The organism is Actinomyces glycerinitolerans (assembly GCF_900098745.1).
Classification (GTDB): domain Bacteria; phylum Actinomycetota; class Actinomycetes; order Actinomycetales; family Actinomycetaceae; genus Actinomyces; species Actinomyces glycerinitolerans.
Map to the genome: position 1 here is coordinate 162145 of NZ_FQTT01000009.1, position 19038 is coordinate 181182.

General features: G+C 66.8%; 18 protein-coding genes. 13 read left to right on the plus strand and 5 right to left on the minus strand.

The window, feature by feature from the left end; genetic code table 11:
- The first annotated feature begins 198 nt into the window (after nt 1–198).
- Nucleotides 199–1182, plus strand: coding sequence for a glutamine-hydrolyzing GMP synthase (guaA, locus tag ACGLYG10_RS04870; protein WP_211482976.1), 984 nt, complete (start codon nt 199–201; stop codon nt 1180–1182).
- Nucleotides 1183–1192: 10 nt separating this feature from the next.
- Here guaA and ACGLYG10_RS04875 read toward each other — a convergent pair whose 3' ends face one another.
- Complete coding sequence (locus tag ACGLYG10_RS04875) at nt 1193–2176, minus strand: aldo/keto reductase (RefSeq protein ID WP_073328498.1); 984 nt, start codon at nt 2174–2176, stop codon at nt 1193–1195.
- Between the two features lie 223 nt (nt 2177–2399).
- Between ACGLYG10_RS04875 and ACGLYG10_RS04880 the strand changes: the two genes are divergently transcribed.
- The 6 genes from ACGLYG10_RS04880 to ACGLYG10_RS04905 all read left to right on the plus strand — a co-directional run bounded on the left by ACGLYG10_RS04880 (nt 2400) and on the right by ACGLYG10_RS04905 (nt 7920).
- On the plus strand, nt 2400–2924 hold the full coding sequence (locus tag ACGLYG10_RS04880; protein WP_073328500.1) for a GNAT family N-acetyltransferase: 525 nt from the start codon (nt 2400–2402) through the stop codon (nt 2922–2924).
- A 63-nt stretch (nt 2925–2987) separates the two neighbouring features.
- The gene (locus ACGLYG10_RS04885) at nt 2988–3833 is read left to right on the plus strand and encodes a MerR family transcriptional regulator (RefSeq protein WP_073328503.1); all 846 of its coding nucleotides are present in this window, start codon (nt 2988–2990) and stop codon (nt 3831–3833) included.
- 126 nt (nt 3834–3959) lie between these two features.
- Entirely contained in the window at nt 3960–5471 is a 1512-nt protein-coding gene (locus ACGLYG10_RS04890) for a UbiD family decarboxylase (protein ID WP_211482977.1), read from the plus strand.
- A gap of 15 nt (nt 5472–5486) precedes the next feature.
- Nucleotides 5487–6875: an SLC13 family permease gene (locus ACGLYG10_RS04895; protein ID WP_073328505.1), complete on the plus strand. Its 1389-nt coding sequence runs from the start codon at nt 5487–5489 to the stop codon at nt 6873–6875.
- 50 nt (nt 6876–6925) lie between these two features.
- Nucleotides 6926–7486, plus strand: a complete 561-nt coding sequence (locus tag ACGLYG10_RS04900; protein ID WP_170866456.1) for a UbiX family flavin prenyltransferase — start codon at nt 6926–6928, stop codon at nt 7484–7486.
- A 2-nt stretch (nt 7487–7488) separates the two neighbouring features.
- Nucleotides 7489–7920, plus strand: a complete 432-nt coding sequence (locus tag ACGLYG10_RS04905) for a prenylated flavin chaperone LpdD (RefSeq protein ID WP_073328508.1) — start codon at nt 7489–7491, stop codon at nt 7918–7920.
- Between the two features lie 9 nt (nt 7921–7929).
- Here ACGLYG10_RS04905 and ACGLYG10_RS04910 read toward each other — a convergent pair whose 3' ends face one another.
- Nucleotides 7930–8778: an SDR family oxidoreductase gene (locus ACGLYG10_RS04910; protein WP_073328511.1), complete on the minus strand. Its 849-nt coding sequence runs from the start codon at nt 8776–8778 to the stop codon at nt 7930–7932.
- A 130-nt stretch (nt 8779–8908) separates the two neighbouring features.
- Nucleotides 8909–9784 carry an aldo/keto reductase gene (locus ACGLYG10_RS04915; RefSeq protein ID WP_073328513.1) on the minus strand — a complete coding sequence of 292 codons (876 nt, stop codon included), beginning with the start codon at nt 9782–9784 and terminating at the stop codon, nt 8909–8911.
- Between the two features lie 347 nt (nt 9785–10131).
- Between ACGLYG10_RS04915 and ACGLYG10_RS04920 the strand changes: the two genes are divergently transcribed.
- The 3 genes from ACGLYG10_RS04920 to ACGLYG10_RS04930 all read left to right on the plus strand — a co-directional run bounded on the left by ACGLYG10_RS04920 (nt 10132) and on the right by ACGLYG10_RS04930 (nt 13663).
- On the plus strand, nt 10132–11394 hold the full coding sequence (locus ACGLYG10_RS04920) for an ATP-binding protein (RefSeq protein WP_073328516.1): 1263 nt from the start codon (nt 10132–10134) through the stop codon (nt 11392–11394).
- A 111-nt stretch (nt 11395–11505) separates the two neighbouring features.
- Nucleotides 11506–11955, plus strand: a complete 450-nt coding sequence (locus ACGLYG10_RS04925) for a zinc ribbon domain-containing protein (protein ID WP_073328518.1) — start codon at nt 11506–11508, stop codon at nt 11953–11955.
- A gap of 448 nt (nt 11956–12403) precedes the next feature.
- A complete protein-coding gene (locus ACGLYG10_RS04930) occupies nt 12404–13663 on the plus strand; it encodes an ATP-binding protein (protein WP_073328521.1) in 1260 nt (419 codons plus the stop codon).
- A gap of 113 nt (nt 13664–13776) precedes the next feature.
- Here ACGLYG10_RS04930 and ACGLYG10_RS16320 read toward each other — a convergent pair whose 3' ends face one another.
- The gene (locus tag ACGLYG10_RS16320; RefSeq protein WP_211482978.1) at nt 13777–13932 is read right to left on the minus strand and encodes a hypothetical protein; all 156 of its coding nucleotides are present in this window, start codon (nt 13930–13932) and stop codon (nt 13777–13779) included.
- Between the two features lie 407 nt (nt 13933–14339).
- Here ACGLYG10_RS16320 and ACGLYG10_RS04935 point away from each other — a divergent pair, with 407 nt between their 5' ends.
- The 3 genes from ACGLYG10_RS04935 to ACGLYG10_RS15835 all read left to right on the plus strand — a co-directional run bounded on the left by ACGLYG10_RS04935 (nt 14340) and on the right by ACGLYG10_RS15835 (nt 17701).
- A complete protein-coding gene (locus ACGLYG10_RS04935) occupies nt 14340–15350 on the plus strand; it encodes an aldo/keto reductase (RefSeq protein WP_073328524.1) in 1011 nt (336 codons plus the stop codon).
- Nucleotides 15351–15763: 413 nt separating this feature from the next.
- Nucleotides 15764–17257 carry an ATP-binding cassette domain-containing protein gene (locus tag ACGLYG10_RS04940; RefSeq protein ID WP_073328526.1) on the plus strand — a complete coding sequence of 498 codons (1494 nt, stop codon included), beginning with the start codon at nt 15764–15766 and terminating at the stop codon, nt 17255–17257.
- A 144-nt stretch (nt 17258–17401) separates the two neighbouring features.
- A complete protein-coding gene (locus ACGLYG10_RS15835; RefSeq protein WP_073328529.1) occupies nt 17402–17701 on the plus strand; it encodes a hypothetical protein in 300 nt (99 codons plus the stop codon).
- A 186-nt stretch (nt 17702–17887) separates the two neighbouring features.
- Here ACGLYG10_RS15835 and ACGLYG10_RS04950 read toward each other — a convergent pair whose 3' ends face one another.
- Nucleotides 17888–19003 (minus strand): substrate-binding domain-containing protein, encoded by a 1116-nt coding sequence (locus ACGLYG10_RS04950; protein WP_083565539.1) that lies wholly within the window; start codon nt 19001–19003, stop codon nt 17888–17890.
- Between the last annotated feature and the right edge of the window lie 35 nt (nt 19004–19038).

Consider the following 19038-nt stretch of genomic DNA (forward strand, 5'->3'; position numbering starts at 1 on the left):
TGCCGGCGAGAGCCGACCCAGCACCCGCATGATTCCAACGTTTTGTTCGCTGCCGCCAACGCCCCCGGACTCGTTTGTCATCGATTTTGACATCTTGGGTGCCCGCTCGTCGGGAGGGGCGGCTTCTTCCGCGCCATCTCGGGGAATGGCAGTAGAGTCGGGCGCGAACCCGCGCACGCGACGATGAAGGAGACCGCCGTGGACTTCACCTCCAACCAACGCCCCGCCGACATGGAGCGCATCACCACCCCCGAGCTGGCGGACGCCTTCATCGCCGAGGCCGTCGACGCCGTGCGCGCGCAGGTCGGCTACGGCAAGGTGCTGCTCGCCCTGTCCGGCGGCGTCGACTCCTCCGTCGTCGCCGCCCTGCTCATCAAGGCGATCGGCAAGCAGCTGATCAGCGTCCACGTCAACCACGGCCTGATGCGCAAGGGAGAATCCGAGCAGGTGATTGAGGTCTTCCGGGACGGGCTGGACGCCAACCTCGTGTACGTCGACGCCACGGACCGGTTCCTGAACCTGCTGGCGGGCGTGGCCGAGCCCGAGGCCAAGCGCAAGCTCATCGGCGCCGAGTTCATCAACGTGTTCGCCGAGGAGGCGGCGAAGCTGGAGGGTGTCGGCTTCCTGGGGCAGGGCACCATCTACCCCGACATCCTCGAGTCCGCCGACGGCGTCAAGGCCCACCACAACGTCGGCGGCCTGCCCGAGGACATGGACTTCGAACTCGTTGAGCCCGTCAAGCTCCTGTACAAGGACGAGGTGCGCGTCGTCGGCCGCCGGCTCGGCCTGCCGGAGTCCATGGTGGAGCGCCAGCCCTTCCCCGGCCCGGGGCTGGGGGTGCGCTGCCTGGGCGCCATCACCCGCGACCGCCTGGAGGCGCTGCGCGAGGCCGACGCCGTCGTCCGCGAGGAGATCGAGGCCGCCGGCCAGGACATCTGGCAGTACTTCTGCGTGGTGCCGGACATGCGCGCCACCGGCGTGCGCGACGGCAAGCGAGCCTTCGACTGGCCCGTCATCATCCGCTGCGTCAACACCGTCGACGCCATGACCGCCGAGGTGCCCGAGCTCGACTGGGCGCTGCTGCGGCGGATCACCGCCCGTATCCTGGCGGAGGTCCCCGGCGTGTGCCGTGTGGCCTACGACCTCACCCCCAAGCCCGTCGGCACCATCGAGTGGGAGTAGTCGGCAGCTGCTATTCCTTGCCGAAGTTCTCGGGCTTTATCTCAGCGAGGCGGCGATCGATGTCGGCCAGCTCCGCGGCGGTGAGCACAATGTCCGCGGCGGCGAGGTTCTCGCGCATGCGGTCGGGGTTGGTGGTGCCGGCCACGGGGATGAGGTTGGGGCCCTTGGCCAGCAGCCACGCCAGGCAGATCTGAGCCCAGGTGGCGTCATGGGCATTCGCGTACTCGTCGAGCAGCGCATACAGGGGCGCCGCCTGCGCCACGCCCTTGGCGGAGAACTGCGTCATCATGCGACGGTAGTCGTCGCCCTCGCGGAAGAGGCGGTTGGGGTCGGTGCGCGCGGACAGGAATCCCTTCATCAAGGGGGTGAACACGGTGAAGGCGATGCCCAGTTCCTGCGTCACGGGAATCATGGCCTCGTGCTCGCGGCGGGACATGTTGATCACGTTCTGGATGGCGACGACGGGCGTTACGGCGTGTGCGCGGCGCAGGTACTCCTCGCCGGTCTCGGAGATTCCCCAGTTGAGCACCTTCCCCTCGGCCATGAGCTCGGCCATGGTCTGGGCCACGGCCTCCGGCTCGGTGTTGGGATCGATGCGGGCCTGATACACCAGGTCGAGGTGGTCGAATCCCAGCTGGCGGAGCGATTTCTCCACCGTGGCGCGAATGGCCGCCGCGGAGGAGTCGAGGGTGAGGCTGTGATCGGCGTTGATGGTCACTCCGAACTTGGTGGCCGCAACCACCTGCTCGCGATACGGGGCCAAGGCCGTGCCCACGACCTCCTCGTTGATCGAGGACTTGCCCGACCGGGTGATGCCGGTATAGGTGGTGGCCGTGTCGAAGTAGGTGTACCCGGCCTCGACCGCTTCGCGTACGGTGCGCACGCCGTCGTCGAACTCCATCGCGTACCCGTGCGCATGGCTGATGCCCATACAGCCGTAGCCGATCGGTGCGACATCGAACCCGCTTCCGCCGAGACTGCGCTTGCTCGTCATGCCTCTCCTCCGTGTCGGCCGGGTGCGCGTCAGATATCGACGTCCTCGGCGTCCTGCAATACGTGTATAACTCGGATCTTTGACCCGTGTCCAACGCCTATATCTTATAGTTATGCATGTATGACATGTATGGAAGGCTCGGTTGTGAGCTCCTGAGGGCGTGCGAACAGGACTCGCCGCAGGTGCCTTGCAATGGCGGTATTTCGCCCTAAAATCTCCCGTCATGACGATCGACGACGATGCTGTACTGATTCGGCCGCTGCGCCCCGAGGAGGCGCTTCTGCTGGAGGACTTCCTGCTGGAGGCCGTATACGTGCCCGAGGACTTCACCGGGCAGGTGCCGCGCAGCGTCATCTACGACGACCCCATGTGCCGCGCCCACTTCGAGGGCTTCGGGACGCTGCCGGATGACCGGGCGCTGGTTGCGGAAGTGGACGGTCGCGTCGTCGGTGCCTGCTGGGTGCGCACCACCGACTGCTATGGCCGTTTGGACGACTCGACGCCGGCATTCGCGATCTCCCTTTACCGGGAGTACCGGGGCCGGGGAATCGGCACCCGGATGCTGCGGTGCATGCTCGAACAGCTGCGGGAGGCCGGCTACGCGCGTGCCTCGCTCGGCGTCGCCAAGGCCAATCGGGCCGTGCACCTGTATGAGCGGTTGGGCTTCCGGATCGTGGGCGACGGCTTCGACGAGACCGAATGGCTGATGGTGCGTGAGCTCCAAGATGCGCCCGCCGCGGCAGGCTGATCCCTTACAGTCGGCGCGCAACCCCGGAGCTACCCGCGCACGGGCAGCCGGAGGAGGACCGGCATGAGACAAGATGATCTCAGCAGAGACCTCATCAAGGTCTCCGAGATGGCGGCGCTGCACGGCGTCTCCCGGCAGACGCTCATCCTGTACGACCGCAACGGGCTGCTCAAGCCTGCCCACGTGAGCGATACCGGCTACCGCTACTACTCGATCGACCAGGTGCCGCGGCTGCGCCTGATCTGCCTGCTCAAGGCGATGGGTGTGCCGCTCGCCCGGATCAAGGCATATCTGGATGACCGCTCTGTGGAGGGCATACGCGGTCTACTGCGTGAGCGCGCCGCGCAGATCGAGGAGGAGATCGTCCGCCTGCGGCTTCAGTGGGAGGATATCGCCCGGCTTGACGATATCTTCGCGACCGCGACCGCCAGCGAGAAGAATGTGGACACCCCGCATGTGCGCACACTCCCGCAGCGGCGGGCGTTGTTCGCACCGTACCCCGCGGAGGGGGACGCGGATCTCAAACGACTGCACCTGGCGCTCATGGACGCCTGGGGGCGGCTCCTGGACGCCGGCGCCATCCCCTCACGCGGCTTCGGCTTCCTGCTGGACGCCGCAGCACTGGCGGGCGACCGCCCGCTCGCGGGCGCCGGAAGTCTTATCATCCTGCCTCGCGAAATTCCCCTCGACGACGCCGAGTTCGTCACTTTGCCGGCGGGGGAGTACGCCTGCATGTACAAGTACTCAATGCCCTACGACGTGGAGCCCGCCCGCGAGCTCCTGTCCTGGATGTCCGACCGGGGTATGCAAGCGGCGGGGCCGGTGGTGGACCGCTGCCTGCTGGATACCGTCTTCCACACCGAGGAGCACGACGCCGACTTCTGTCGCTTGGAGATCCTGCTCGCCTGAACGCCGTCGGCAATTGCCTCGGGAAAGCCGCTTGACCCGATACCAACTACACAGTTGCAGGCTGGTTCCGTCCCCGGGGCGACGGCGGCCCCGCACCGTCCCGTATGGGCACAAAGGAGGCCTCCAATGACGCAGATCCACCAGACCAGCCAGAACATCAACGACACCATCCACGACCTGCGCAGTGCACTCGACTACCTGCGGGACATGCCCGGACAGCTGCTCGAGACCGACACCGAAGTCGACTGCGACGCCGAGGTCTCGGGCGTCTACCGGCACGTGGGCGCGGGCGGCACCGTCGCCCGCCCCACCAAGGAGGGTCCGGCCATGGTCTTCAACAACGTCAAGGGCTTCGACGACGCCAAGGTCGCCATTGGCCTGCTCTCCAGCCGCAAGCGCGTCGCCGCCCTGCTGGGCATGGACGAACAGTACCTGGGCCTGCAGATCGGTCAGAAACTCGCCGAGACCATCCCGCCCGCACCCATCGCGGAGGGCAAGCACATCGACTGCCAGGAGGTGGTGCACCTGGCGACCGATCCGGACTTCGATCTGCGTCGGCTCGTGCCCGCCCCCACCAACACGCCCGAGGACGCCGGCCCCTACGTCACCATGGGCCTGATCGCCGGGCACAGCCCCTTCAACTCGGACACCGACGTCACCATTCACCGCCTGTGCATCGAGTCCAAGGACACGATGGGCATGTGGATAACGCCGGGCAGTCGGCACCTGGGCGCCTTCTTCGAGCAGTGGAAGGAGAAGGGAGAGGACATGCCCGTGACCGTGTCCATCGGTCTGGACCCGGCCGTGTACATGTGCGCCGGCTTCGAGGCGCCCACCACCCCGCTGGGGTATAACGAGTTGCAGATCGCCGGCGGTATCCGCGGCCGCGCCGTCGAGCTGGCCCCCGCCCTGACCGTGCCCGAGACCTGCATCGCCCACGCCGAGTATGTGATCGAGGGCTACCTGTCCATCACCGACACGGTGCGTGAGGACGTCAACACCAACACCGGCAAGGCCATGCCGGAGTTCCCCGGCTACACCGGCGAGGCCAAACCCGAACTGCCCGTCATCCACGTCACCGCCGTCACCCACCGCGAGCACCCGATCATGCAGTCCTGCATCGGGCCCTCTCACGAGCATGTGTCCATGGCCGGCATTCCCACCGAGGCCTCCATCTACAAGATGGTCGAGACCGCCATCCCCGGACGCCTGCTCAATGTGCACGCCGCCCCCTGCGGCGGCGGTAAGTTCGTGGCCGTCCTCCAGTTCAAGAAGAGCTCCATCAACGATGAGGGGCGCCAGCGCAACGCGGCCATGCTTGCCTTCTCCGCCTTCTCCGAGCTCAAGCACGTGTTCTTGGTGGATGAGGACGTGGACATCTTCGACATGAGCGACGTCATGTGGGCGATGACCACACGCTTCCAGGCCGACACCGGCCTGATCACCATTCCCGGCGCCCACTGCCATGTGCTGGACCCGTCCAACGACCCGGCCTTCGCCCCCTCCATCCGCGTGCACGGCATCGCCTGCAAGGCCATCTTCGACTGCACCGTCCCCTATGACCTGAAGGACGAGTTCCAGCGGTGCCGGTTCCTGGACATCGACCAGGACAAGTGGGCCGCCGAGCTCGCCCACTGAGGGAGCGAGACGCCCATGAAGCTCGACAAGCGCGTCGTCGGCCTGCTCGCGGGCATCCTCGCCTGCGCCCTGGTGTGGGTCGTCCCGCTGGACGGCCTCGCGCCCATCTCCGCCGCCGGCCAGCACTGCCTGGCCCTCACCCTCATGACCGTGGTGTGGTGGGCGACGGGCGTGGCCCAGCCCGCCTACGTGTCGGCCGTCTACCTGGCCCTGCTCATCCTCACCGGCACGGCCGATACGGGCACGGTGTTCGCGTCATGGACCAAGATGCAGATGTGGATGGTGATCGGTGCCTACCTGATTGCCGCCGCCGTGAAGGACTCCGGCCTGGGCGAGCGCATCGCCTACTGGTTCGCGCTGAAGTTCGTGCGCGGCTGGACCTCACTCGTGGTCAGCATCTTCGCGCTCACCTTCATCCTGTCGCTGCTCATCCCGCACCCCTTCCCGCGCGCCTTCATGATCCTGGCGGTCATGCTCGTCATCTGCGACGCCGCCAAGATGTCCCGAGCGGACAAGATCAAGGTGGGTTTCCTCGTGTTCGCGGCGGCCGCGCCCGGCTCCATGTTCTTCCTCACCGGGGACGCGACCCTCAATCCACTGGTGGCCTCCTACGCCGCAGACGGCTGCTCCTTCATCCAGTGGTTTGTCTACATGTCGGTACCCATGCTGGTCGCGACCCTGTGCACGCTGGGCCTGGGTCTGGTGCTGTTCCGGCCCGAGACACAGATGCGCATCGACTTCGACGAGGTGCGCACCAAACAGGCCGCCCTCGGCCGAGTCGGCAGCAAGGAGAAGCGCACGGTTGTCTGGCTGGTCATCGCCATCGCCCTGTGGCTGACCGAATCCATGACCGGGCTCAACATCGGCTTCGTCACCCTGCTGGTGGGCGCCGTTCTGGCGTTGCCCGTAATCGGCGAGGTGATCACCCCGGCGACGTGGAACTCCGTACCCATCAACACCCTGGTGTTTCTCACCGCCGCCATGGGCATCGGCACGGTTGGCGAGGCCACCGGCATGAACGCCTGGATCGCGAGCGTGGTACTACCCGACTCCGTACCCGGTAACGCGCTGGTGCTGGCTCTGCTGATCGCCGGCATCACGGTGATCATCCACATGTTCATGGGTTCGGTCATGGCCGTGCTCGGCATCTGCGTGCCGGCGTTCATCGCCTTCACCGCCGGTTCGGGCGTAAGTGACATCGCGGTGGCCATGATGGTCTTCTCCGCGATCAACATCCACTACATCCTGCCGTTCCACAACCTGGCCATCCTGGTGGGTGAGGGCGAGGACAACGCCGGCTACAGCTCAAAGGAGGCCGTGCGGATGGGAACGCCGCTCACGGCGGTCGTGTTCGTCGTCGTACTCGTGGAGGCGGTCTGGTTCCGCCTGTTGGGGCTCATGTGAGGGCGAGTGCCGAGCTCGGAGCCGCACGGCCGCAATCGAGAGGAGAATCAGTGAAACGCATCATTGTGGGGATTACGGGCGCCTCGGGCGTGCAGATCGGCCACCGGCTGTTGCAGGCACTGCGTGCACGGGCGGACGTCGAGGTGCATCTGGTGATAACCGACGGTGCCCGGCTCACCCTCGCGCGCGAGACCGACCTGACCGTGGAGCAGCTTGTAGCCAGCGCCGACGTCGTGTGGGACGACCACGACCAGGCGGCCGCCATCTCCTCCGGCTCCTTCATGACGGAGGGGATGGTGGTGGCGCCCTGCTCCATGCGGAGCCTGTCCGCCATTGTCAACGCCTACGACGACGACCTGCTCGTGCGCGCCGCCGACGTCTGCGCCAAGGAGGGGCGCAAGGTGGTGCTCGTGCCCCGGGAGACGCCGCTCAACCGCGCCCACTGCCGCAACCTGCTGCGCGCCGCGGAGGACGGCTACGTGCTGCTGCCGCCCATGCTCACCTTTTACAACGGCTGCGAGACAACGGCGGACCAGGTGGATCACCTGGTGGGACGCATCCTGATGCAGTTCGGGATCGCCTACGAGGGCCTGCGCCCCTGGGAGGGATGAGCATGAGGACAATCACGGTGCACGCGGGCGACGGCGACCTGAAGGTGACGCTGCACGTGACCCACACCGACGGTCAGGGCCTGGCCTGCTTCCTGTACGGCGGCACGCTGCCGCATGTGGGCGGGCAGGCCCTGGCCAGCCCCGGGCCGAAGCTGCATGGGGAGCAATTGTCGCGTGTGGACCTGTGGGTGGCCACCGTCCCCGGACACAAGGACGCCGAGGCGGCCGCCGCCGTCGCCCGGCGCCTGTGCCTCGGCACCGGCGAGCCGGTGTCCGTGGCGGCCGGTATCCACGTCGACGACGCCACGCCCGAGCAGATCCAGGCTCTGACCGACGCCTGCCTGGAGGTCGCCGACGCCGCCTTGCTCTCCTACCCCCAAGAAGGGGTGGCAAGACAGGGCGGCGTCGGGCCACGTGCCTCGGCACGGTGCTGAACTTCGGCGTCAGCCGCCCAGCGTGAAGCGGCCGGCGTTGATGGCGGCGATCACGCCGCCGTCGATCAGTAGGTCCGTGCCGGTGATGAAGGCCGCCTGCTCACCGAGCAGGAAGGAGCCGGCCGCGGCGATCTCATCGGAGGTGCCCACACGGCGGGCCGGGGAGGCGTCGATCATCGCCTGGTAGTTCTCTCCGGCGGCCCGGAACTCGTCGTAGGCCAGCGGGGTGACGATGATGCCGGGGCTGATCGTGTTGATGCGGGCGCCCCGATCGCCCCAGGAGGTGGCGGCCGCCGTGCGCACCCGCAGATGGTTGGCACGCTTGGAGACCATGTAGGCGACGCCGGAGCTGGCCACGGCGTCGTGCTTGAGGAAGTCGAGCTCGGCAAGTTCCTCGGTGGGAGTCAGTGCCAGCTGACGCTCGACCTCGTCACTCAGCCGCATCATGTAACCGGTCTGGCTGGAGATGACCAGGCCGGCGCCGCCGCGCGCAATGACGTTGGCGAAGACGTCGATCGCCATGGCGGTGGCAACCAGGTCGAGGGCCACGATGTGCTCGGGCGAGGACTGGTTGGGGGAGGCGCCGGCCGTGTCGATGAAGTACCGGACTTCGCCCAGGGAGGCGGCCTTGGTGGCGAAGGCCTCGACGCTGGCCCGGTCCAGAGCGTCCACCTGCTGGGTGGCCACCTCGTATCCGGAGGCGGCCAGGTCATGGGCGACGGTCTGAAGGTTCTCGGTGGAGATGTCGCCGAGCAGAATCTGCTTGCCGTTGGCGATGCGGCGAACGATGGCGGTGCCCATGGCACCGGCACCGAGCAGCGCGATGACGGGGCGGTTCTCATTGCGGTCGAAGATCATTGTGGGGTTCCTTTCAAGAAGTTGGTGGGAGGGGAGCGGAATGCGGAACGCGTCGGCGTAGGTGTTGACCGGAGTTGGCCGGCCTGGAGCCACACCGTCGCAGCCGGGGCGACCGCGGTAAGCGCAGGACTCAGTCGGCGGGGGCCCAGGCGCCGAGGTTCTTCTCCTGGTCGGCCAGGGAGACGTTGTAGAAGCGCCTGCCGTTGGCGAGTGCGGCCACGCGCTCCATCTCCGCCTCGGTCAGGGCGAAGTCGAAGATGTCCATGTTGGCGGCAATGTGCTCGGGGTTGGTGGACTTGGGGAAGATGATGTTCCCCTTCTGGATGTGCCAGCGCAGGATCACCTGGGCGGGCGTCTTGCCATACTTGGTGCCGAGCTCGGCGAAGAGCGGCTCGTCGAGCAGGCCGGCGTCGCCGTGGCCGAGCGGGTACCAGCTCTCGATGAGCGTGCCATAGGGGGCCATGCGCTCGCGCAGCTCGTCCTGCGGGTAGTAGGGGTGGCACTCCACCTGGTTGACCGACGGCTTGATGGTGGCTGCGGCCATGAGGTCCTCCAGGTTGGCGGACTCGAAGTTGGAGATGCCAATGGACCGCACCTTGCCGGCCGCGACGGCGCGCTCCATGTCCTTCCAGGCGCCCTTGTAGTCGCCGAACTGCTGGTGGAGCAGCAGCAGGTCGATGTAGTCGGTGTCCAGGCGCTCCAGCATCTTGTCTATGGCGGCCGCGGTGGCGCCCTCGCCGTACTCGCTGGGCCACAGCTTGGTGGTGATCCAGATGTCTGAGCGGTCGATGCCGCTGGCCTTGACCGCGCGGCCCACGGAGCGCTCGTTCTGGTAGGCGTGCGCGGTGTCGATGTGGCGGTAGCCCAGTCGCAGGGCCTCGGCGACGGCGGTCTCGGTGGGTTCGCCGTCGGGCACGAGGTACACGCCCATGCCGAACTGGGGGATGCGGTTGCCGTCGTTGAGGGTGAGATAGGTCTGGTGCTTCAGGCTCGATGCGGGGGCCATGCGGGAGTCCTCTCTGCTTGTTGGTTCGTTCGTACTCAACCTAGGAGCGCGCGGGCACGGCGTCGATGGTCTCTTTCGGTACGAATGGGTGGATAAGCAACTCGGAAGGCAACTTGGTGCCCTTAACTGCCGCGGCCCGGTCTCGGGGCGAACAGGGACATGCGGCCGAGGAGGAGAGCATCCGCTCTGGCGATGCGGCTCGACTGGCCCTACGTGCTCGTCGTGACGCCAGAACACCGACTGTAATGACGCCATGTGCCTGGTTGAAGCGACGCCAACTGCCCGGTTAGAATGAAGCCAACTCCAGGATTGGGGTGGGTTTCGCTCTGGATCGCAGGAGGAAGTCGATGGCCGACGTGAGCTACCGGCATCGTGTCGTTGACCCGCCTATCAGCGAGATCCTGGGCTACTCAGGTGGTCTTCTCATCGAAGGCGTGCGTGCCTGCGGCAAGACCATGACCGGACGGCAGCATGCCGCATCCGAGGTCGCTCTGGACTCGGGCCTGCCGCAGATACGCGCTGCGCTTGACCTTGATCCCGCGCTGCTGCTGGAAGGGAAAACTCCCAGGCTGATCGACGAATGGCAGCTTGCGCCAGACCTGTGGAACGCGGTACGGCGGGAGGTTGACGCCAGGCAACGCCCCGGACAGTTCATACTCACCGGTTCCTCGGTTCCCGCCGAGGATGCTACGCGGCACTCTGGTGCCCACCGGATCTCCAGGGTGCGTCTGCGTCCGATGACTCTGTTCGAGCGCGGCCTGGGTACAGGGAACGTTTCGTTGACGGCACTGTTCGACGGCGAGGAGCCGTCACCCGCGCTTGACTCCGGCACGAGCGTCCGGGAGGCGCTGGATGCGCTGGTTCACGGCGGCTGGCCGGGCGACGTCGATGCCACCACCGCGCAGGCACAGCGGTATCTGCGCGACTATGTGGAGGACGTCGTCAGCATCGACATGGGGCGGCTCGATGGGGAGCCGCGTCGCGATCCGATCAGGTTGCGAGCGCTTCTGCGCTCGCTTGCGCGCCATATCGCCACCGAGGCTTCATTCACCACCATCGCGAAGGACGTGACGACTCAGGCGCTCAGCGCGGAGACGGCAGCGAGCTACATCAATGCCCTTAGGCGGCTCTTCATTGTCGAGGAGCAGCCTGCGTGGGCCCCGCACTTGCGCTCACGCTACGCCGTACGTACCTCCTCCAAGCTCCATTTCGTGGATCCTGCCCTGGCCGCAGCCGTCACCGGGACCTCGGCGGAGCGCCTGATGCAGGACTTGGAGACCGCCGGGTTGTGGTTCGAGTCGCAAGTTGTGCAGCATCTGCGCACCTTCGCCGAGTTGCGGGGCGGGCATGTCTACCACTATCGGGACAAGTCGGGAAAGGAGGCCGACGCCGTCGTCGAGTTCGACGACGGACGTTGGGCTGCTTTTGAAGTCAAATTGGGGCAACGGCAGATAGCGAAGGCCCAGAACTCCCTAGCCGCGTTCGTGGCGGACATCGACACGCGACGTACGCCCGCGCCGGTCTTCACCGCCGTCGTGACCGCCGACGGGCCCACCATGAAGCTGGCCGACGGCGTCCTCACCTTTCCCCTGAGCGCCCTGCGCCCGTGAGCAGCGATTGGGGAAGCGGGGGGATGCAACAACCCGTTGCTCGACGGCGTGTGCCAACTGTGCTGTTCTTGTGTGGCGGCATCACCGGGGGTCGCGGAAGAGGAGGCCGACATGGCAATCGGAGAAGTCATCGCTGAGGTTCGGGCGTTGCGGGGGATGACGCAGGATGAACTGGCGCAGCGGGTTATGGTGACCCGGCAGGCGGTCTCACGCTGGGAGACCGGCGCCACCACGCCTGGCATCGACATGTGCAAGCTGCTGGCCACCGCGCTGGAGGTGCCGGTCACCCGCCTTCTTGAGGCGCCGCCCGGGCCGCACTGCCAGAGCTGCGGCATGCCCATTCCGAAGGAGGAGCAGCACGGCAGCGAGATCGACGGGACCAAGTCTGAGGACTACTGTGCCTGGTGCTACCAGGACGGCGCCTTCGTCGGCCCGGAGACCCTGGAAGAACTGATCGAGTACAGCGCCCCGTACATGTCCGAAGGCGTGCACATCACCGAGGACGAGGCCATCTCCTACATGAGCGCCGTGCTGCCGCATCTGCGGCGTTGGCAGGAGTAACACGGCGCGAAACTGCACATTTGGGGTGCGGTGGCAGCGGCAGGCTCGTTCGTCAGGGCCTGCTGGGGCGCACGCCCCAGGGCGGAGGCAGAAATGTCCAGATTCGGCAGAAACGCCGTCGATGCCAATGCAGCCTGATGCGGCATCCGCATGATTTCAACGTTTTGCTTGCGGTTGCTGACGTGCCTGGCGCGGTTCGTGCCGTTTTTGGACATTCCGCTACGGCCTGCGCCGGGATCGGTCCGTCGGAACTGGCTGCCGCGATGCGCTCGCACCTGAACACCGTCAGCCTTTCCCGGCCGACGCACTCTTGAACCGGAAGAGCCGGACCGCCGCCAACTGACGCAACGGACCCGGTCCAACTGACGCAACGAACTCCGTCCAAGTCACGCAGTCGGGTAGGGTGATGGCGGAAACATGCGGGTTTCGGAAGCCGGAGGAACGAGCTATGCGCTACCTGCCACGACTCGCAGATGACCTGCTTGCCGAGGCGCTAACGATCAGCGGTGCGGTGCAGGTCAGGGGGCCGAAGTGGTGCGGCAAAACCGCGACCTCGTTACAACAGGCCGGCAGCGTCATCTACCTCCAGGATCCTGACCGCAGTCGGTCCTACCTCGCGCTCGCGGATGCGAAACCCTCAGTGCTGCTGGAGGGGGAGACCCCGCGACTCATTGACGAGTGGCAGATGGCGCCGCAGCTGTGGGATGCGATCCGCTTCGCCGTCGACCGCCGCGGCGAGCCGGGGCAGTTCATACTCACCGGCTCATCTACGCCGACTGTGCAGGGGATGCATTCCGGTGTTGGGAGGATTGCCTCCCTAGTTATGCGGACCATGACGCTCTTCGAGTCGGAGGAGTCCACTGGGCGGGTGTCTCTGAAGGCGCTTTTTGACGGAGAAACGGAGATTGCCGGTGTCGCCACGCTCGACGTGGAAGACATGGCGCGGGTGCTCTGCCGCGGCGGTTGGCCTGCCGCCGTCACCGCAGGCGCGAAGACGCCGGCCGGGCGCCTGGCAAGGAACTACGTTGAGGGATTGATCTACTCCGACGTAGCGCGTATGGATGGTGTTGCCCGGAACGCCACCCGCATGCGCGCACTCATGCGCGCCTATGCGCGTCATATCTCCACCCAGGCCTCACAGGCCACGATCGCGGCCGATCTCGCGGTTGATGAAGCCTCTATGGCGCCCAACACGGTAAGCGACTATCTCGATGCGTTGTCTCGCGCCTACGTGATCGAGGATCTGCCCGCATGGAATCCCGCGCTGCGCTCGAAGACCGCGATAAGAACCAGTCCGACACGTCACTTCGTGGACCCATCGATCGGTGCTGCCGTCATGCGCTGGACTCCGGCTGACTTGTTGCGTGACTTCGAGGCCTTCGGACTGCAGTTCGAGTCGCTGTGTGTGCGTGACCTGAGGGTCTACGCCGAAGCCAACGACGGGGCGCTCTTCCACTACCGCGACAAGACCGGTCTGGAAGCGGACGCCGTCGTCGTCCTCGCCGACGGACGGTGGGCGCCGGTCGAGGTGAAGCTCGGCTCCGCGCAGCTTGACGATGCTGCTGCCCACCTGCGTCGCTTGCGGGATCGTGTGGACTGGGACCGAATGGGCGAGCCGTCCTTCCTCGCGGTGATCACCGCTGGAGCTACCGCTTACCGCCGCGATGACGGCGTCTTCGTCATCCCCCTGGCCTGCCTGCGCAACTGACACCGCGGCGCCGGCGTGGTCGCGTAGCGGCCATCCCGACGACGCGCCTCCAGCGACCATCCTTCGCACGTCTGATTTCTAGGGGCCGTGGACGGTGCCATGGACCACAACCGCTAGATCGCCCAGACGGGTACCGCCTGTATGTCGCGCGTAATGGGGTAGGGCTCCCTCGTCTGGCAGATCACGTGCCCGAATCCAAGCTCGTAGCCCGCAATGCGCTCAAGGCGCAAGAAGCTCTTGGTTGCTTCCACGCCGATCTGGACGCCCATCTTGACCTCCACCGGGTGCAGGACGCGGACGACTCCCGACGCCTGCGGCACGGACAGCCACGCTCTTGCGGTCTTGCGGTCGACCTCGACCAGTCCGGCGACATCGGACGCATTCGGGAACGCTATTCCCGGATTTCGCCGCTCGTCGCTGCCGTCCGGCGTACGGCGCGTTGGTCTGGCCCGGTCGGGCCGTGATTGACTCCGCGCGTTTGACGGTGTGGTGCCATGCGGTCGTGGGCTGGAGTCTGTCCGAGCCGCCGGGGTCTGCGATGTCGGGCCGCCGCGAGGGGCACTGTCAGAACCTGGCGGTGCGGGCACCGCTCGGGGCACGCTAAGGCCAGGGCAACGGCGCCGCCGCCCCCGCGCCCGAACGCGCAACCGACTCACGTACCCAAGGAGACTCTGACATGGAGTACACCAAGCTCGGAACCACGGACATCACCATCCCCCGCCTGTGCATCGGCGGCATGAGCTTCGGGGAGGTCTTCCCCGACTCTCACCAGTGGTCCATCGACCAGAGCGCCACCCAGGAGGTGATCGCCCGGGCACTGGAGCTGGGCGTGAACTTCATCGACACCGCCAACGCCTACGCTCGCGGCACCAGCGAGGAGTTCATCGGACAGTCGCTGAAGAACCTCGGCGTCAAGCGGGAGGACGTGGTGCTGGCCTCGAAGGTGTACTTCAACGAGGGGCACCTGTCCCGGGAGGCGATCAACCGGGAGATCGAGGGCAGCCTCAAGCGCCTGGGCACCGACTACCTGGATCTGTACATCATCCACCGCTTCGACTACGGCACCCCGATCGAGGAGACGATGGAGGCGCTGGACGCCCTGGTGAAGGCGGGCAAGGTCCGGGCACTGGGCGCCTCGGCCATGTTCGGCTACCAGCTGCACAACCTACAGCTGGCCGCGGATGCGAACGGCTGGACCCGCTTCGCCTCCATGCAGAACCACTACAACCTGCTCTACCGCGAGGATGAGCGTGAGCTGATTCCCGTGTGCCAGCAGTACGGCATGTCCCTGACCCCCTACAGCCCGCTGGCCTCCGGTCACCTGACCCGACGCACCTGGGACTCCGACTCCGTGCGCTCGACCACCGACAAGGTCATGAGCAGCAAGTACGACCGCGACCGTGAGATCGACATGCCCATCATCGAGCGCGTGGCCGAGACTGCGGACAAGCACGGCGTGCCCATGGCGGATGTGGCGCTCGCCTGGCACTGGGCGCGGGGCGTGGCCGCGCCGCTGGTCGGCTGCTCGCGGCCCAGCCGGGTCGACGACGCCGTGCGCGCCCTGGACCTGAAGCTGACCCCCGAGGAGATCGCCTACCTGGAGGAGCCCTACCAGCCCCACGAGTTGGTCGGCCCGCTCGCCCGCCCCGGTGACAAGCCGCTCGCCGGCACCAGCGTGAGCAAGTAACCGAATCACGATCAGAATCGCTCCGCCCCGGCAGTAGCTAATGCTCTCGCCGGGGCGGAGTCGTGTCTTGCGCACCGAGCGCGAAAGTGCGGCGGCGTACGACCGCCGAAGATGGAGAAAGAGGCGGCGGGGCTGGACGGGCGCGCACCTGCCCAGTAACGTCGGGCCCATGAGGAAGTAGCGATGCCCCACGGGCACACGGAAACAGACTCAACCCATGAGGCCGTGCCCGGGGTGCAGCATCGCTGACCTCCATACCGACCAGCCGCATCCCCGATCCCCACGATGGTGGCGGATGTAGACGCCGCCCCCGCGTCGCACTACCCGGTGGTTGCCCATGAAGACGGCCCAGTCGGAACGCAGCTCGAGACCAGCCTGCACCGCCGCACGGCCTCCTACCCCAGGAGGCCCGCATGCAGCTCACCCTGTCCGATATCCACCACACCTACCCCGGCACCGCCTCTCCGGCGCTGTCCGGCGTAACCGCCACCTTCCCGGCCGGCTGGACCGGCGTCGTCGGCGACAACGGGTGCGGCAAGACCACCCTCGCCCGCATCGCCTGCGGGGAACTGAAGCCCGACGCCGGCGCAGTGGCTCCGCGCCTGGTGGCCTACTACTGTGCCCAGGACGCCGCCGCGCCACCGCCGACGCTGATGGACTTCGCCTGCGCCTATGACGAGGTCGCTATGCGGTTGCGCCGCGACCTCGGCGTCGCCGACGAGTGGGCCTGGCGCTACGACACGCTCTCGGGCGGACAGCGCAAGCTGGTCCAGGTCGCCTGTGCGCTTTGGGATCAGCCGGACCTGCTGGTGGTTGACGAGCCGACCAACCATGCCGACGCCGCGGCCCGCGCGGCCATCCGTGCCGCCCTGGCGCGTTTCAACGGCGTCGGCATCCTCATCTCCCACGACCGGGCCCTGCTGGACGCCCTGTGCACTCAGTGCCTGTTCATGAACGCCGGTACCGGCGTCATGCGGCCGGGCGGTTACACGCAGGGCTTCGCCCAGGCCGAGCTGGAGCGGGAGGGCGCCGTCCAGCGCCGTGAGGCGGCCAAGCGGGAGCAGCGGCGCCTGGCTCGAGAGACCCAACGACGCCGCGAGGAGGCTTCCCGCACCGCCTCCCGCCGCTCCGCCCGCAACATCGCCAAGCACGACAACGACGCACGCTTCCGTCGACGCTTAGCGGTGGTGACCGGACAGGACGGCAAGACGGGCCGGCTCGCCTCCCGCATGGAGGCCCGGCTCGCCCGCGCGAACGCCCAGGTGGAGGCCATGCACATCGACAAGCGCTACGACGCCGACCTGTGGGTCGACTCCGCCCCGAGCCGTCGTCCAGTACTGCTGCGCACACAGCCGCTCGCCCTGCTCCTGGGAGAGGCCACAACCCTGCGCACGCCGGCGCTGCACCTGAACAGTCGCGACCACGTGGCACTGGTGGGCGACAACGGCACCGGCAAGACCACGCTCGTCCGAGCGCTGCTGGCGCGGCTGCCGGAGGACACGGCGCGGCTGTATGTGCCGCAAGAACCCGACCGGGCGGCGCGGGAAGCGACACGGGCGCGCCTGGCCGGGCTGGACGCCGAGCGCCGCGGCCGCGTGCTGTCGATCGTGGCCAGGCTCAACTCCTCGCCGGAGCGGGTTCTGGCGGGGGAGGAGGTCAGCCCCGGCGAGATGCGCAAACTCATGCTCGCCCTCGGCGTCCTCGACCGGCCGGAGCTCATCGTCATGGACGAGCCCACCAACCACCTGGACATCGGGTCCATTAGGGCGCTGGAGAGGATGCTGGCGCCATTCCCGGGGGCGCTGCTGCTCGTCTCCCACGACGCCGCCCTGGTGGAGGCGACCACCACCATAACCTGGCGGATCGGCAGGGAGCGCGCGGAAGAACTGCGGCTGGCCTTGGAGTAGTCGGCGACTCGCCGGGGAAACGGGAGAGTCATTGGGACGCAGTCGCGAAGCCAACCCGGCTCAGTGAATCGGCGACCCTGGGTGATACGCTGCACGTGGCGGAGCTGAAGCACTTGCGCGGTGCCGGGAAAGAGGAGAATAAGCTTGTCTGAGGCAGTGTTGGCCGTAATCTTTTTTGTGGTTCCGGTAATCCTGTTGCTGGCGGTCGCTGTTTTTGCTTCACGCAACTCTGTGTTGACAAAGAAAGACATGCAGAGGCTGCACTTTCGGTACATGTACGGAGCCTCGGTGGATCGTATGCTTGCGGAGTGCCCGCTCGATCTTGATTACATCAGGCGCACACGCGACTCGGGGAAAAGAGGCCGTGTGTCTGCCATCCAGTACGTGAGGAAATGGGATCCGGTCCCTCTCGAGGTTGCTGCGGAGTTCGTCGACAGGCTTTGAAATCGGTCCCTCTGCTTCTAATCATTCAGGCCGCACATGTTCGGTGCGGGCTGTCCGCAGGCACAGAACAGACCCGGGCGCCACGGCAAGACCACGCTGCCGGGGGAGTGCCCCACCCGACCGCCGTGGAGACAAGTGGTGGCCGGACGGTAACGCGCCGCCCGGCCACCACGTCGTTCGGTTCTCTCAGTCGTACAGGAGCACCGAGATGTCCTCATCATCGATGTTGGAGGAGTCATACCAGTGTGAACCGGTGTCCACGTCCGCAACGCTCTCACCATTCGCCGCCTGCACGGCGAGGGTGACCGCCTGGTATCCCATCTGGTAGGGGTCCTGGGTCACCGAGCCGAGGAAGGCCCCGGAGCGCACGGCGTCCTTTTGTGAAGTGCCGGCGTCGAAGCCCACCACCAGCAGGTCCTTGTAGCGGCCGGAGTCACGGTCCAACTGGGAGGCGTCAGCGGTGGCGCTGATGACGCCGTTGACGGCGTCCTGGTTGGCGGCGAACAAGGCCACCAGGCCGTCCGTGGACAGGATCGAGGTGGCCGCGGACTGAATGTCCGCCTGGCTGGTGGTGGGCGGTACGGTGACGACGATCTTCACCTTGGCGGGGTTGGTCGAAGGCGTGGTCCAACGCTGCTGTCCGGACACGTCGACCGCACCGGCGAGGCCGTCGAGCTTCTCCAACTCGGTCACGAGGGTGGCGGTGAAGCCGTCCACACGCTGGACGATCGAGCCGGAGGTCGAGTCCTGGGCAAGTACCCCGATGACGGCGGGGGAGTCCGCGCTCGCGGAGGCCAGAGCGGATTGCAGATCGGCGTTCGCGGCGAGGTTGGTGGCGACGTTTCCGCCGGCCGCCTCATTGTCGGTGGTCGCGGTGGCCAGCACCGCGCCGGAGGCGTCGTCGGGCACGCCAGAGTCGAAGCCGATCACCGGGATGTTCTGGTTCTTGGCGTTCACCAGGGCATCCTGCACGGCGTCGGGCTGGCAGGCCGCCAGGGCGATTGCGGCCGGGCGCTGGTTGACCGCAGAGGCCAGCTGCTCCACCTGCTGGGAGACGTTGCTCTCGGCGTCGGGACCGTTGGTCTCCAAGTCGACGCCAAGCTCGTCGGCGGCGTCCTGCGCACCCTTGAAGGCGGCCTGGTAGAACTGGTTCTGGTAGCTCTTGGAGATGATGATGACCTTCATCTTCCCGTCCGAGCCGGCGGAGCCTCCGTCATCGCTGCAGGCGGCCAGCAAGGACAGGGAGCAGGCGGAGGCGAGCGCCGCTGTCAGCGCGGTCCTCCGGGTGAGCATGGGGGTCATGGTGATGGTTCCTTTCGTGGATGGGGTGGGGCTTG